General features: G+C 50.6%; 1 protein-coding gene. It reads right to left on the bottom strand.

What is annotated here, in order from left to right:
* Positions 1 to 40 precede the first annotated feature (40 nt).
* Positions 41 to 1,041, bottom strand: a protein-coding gene (locus QWI17_RS03295; protein ID WP_302721076.1) for an IS3 family transposase whose coding sequence is annotated in 2 segments (ribosomal slippage) — positions 41 to 876 and positions 876 to 1,041 — 1,002 coding nt annotated over the 2 segments. Because the reading frame shifts where the segments join, the coding sequence is not laid out codon by codon here. This gene is flagged as partial in the annotation.

Raw genomic sequence — 1,041 nt, 5'->3', positions numbered from 1 at the left:
GGTAATCCCCCCATTTTTAACCGAAGCTAAAAGTAGAAGGCTATGCGGCTAACGCCAGTTTTTGTACTGGCGTTATGCCACCCAAGGCCATGTTCGGCCTTTCGTTGTTGTAAGTCCATAACCAGTTGGTAGCGTGTTGCTGAACCTCTTCGATGCAGCTGAAGAGGTATTGCCCCAGCCAGTCATAGCGAACTGTACGGTTATAGCGTTCAATATAAGCATTCTGCTGAGGGTTGCCGGGCTGGATAAATTCCAACTCAATACCATTGTTTTCCGCCCAACTCGCCAATAGACCACTGATATACTCGGGACCATTGTCACACCGCAGTTGCTTGGGTTTACCACGCCATTCAATGATCTGATCTAAGGCGCGTATTACCCGCTCTGCCGGCAAGGCAAAGTCCACTTCGATCGCCAAGCCTTCACGATTAAAGTCATCAATCACATTGAATAGCCGGTAATTTCGACCATCTTCAAGCTGGTCGTGCATAAAGTCCATTGACCAGCAGTCATTCATAGCCTCGGGCACCGATAACGGTTCCGGTTTCTCTCTCACAAGCCGCTTCTTCGGCTTGATACGCAGATTGAGCTCTAACTCCTTGTATATCCGGTAAACACGCTTGTGGTTCCAGCCATAGCCTTTGACGTTCCTCAGGTACAGATAACAGAGCCCAAAACCCCAGTTGCGCTGATTATGGGTTAACCGGATCAACCAATCGGCAATCTCGGCGTTTTCGCTGCTGAGTTTGGGCTGATAGCGGTAGCAGGTCTCACTGATACCAACGGCCGCACAAGCCACACGTATGCTGACATCTTTGTGTTTAACCGCATCCTGCGCCACCTCTTTGAGTCGAGATGGCTTCACCACTTTTTTTGAAGCGCTTCCTGGACAATCTCAGCCTTCAGGCGCTCTTCGGCGTACATCTTCTTTAAACGCCGGTTCTCCTCCTCCAGCTCCTTGAGCCTGGCCATCATGGAAGCGTCCATTCCACCGTACTTGCTACGCCACTTGTAGAAGGTGGCAGAGCTCATGCCGTGCTC

The sequence above is a fragment of the Gilvimarinus gilvus genome (genome assembly GCF_030518155.1).
GTDB lineage: Bacteria > Pseudomonadota > Gammaproteobacteria > Pseudomonadales > Cellvibrionaceae > Gilvimarinus > Gilvimarinus gilvus.
This window is presented reverse-complemented; position numbering and strand designations above follow the sequence as displayed.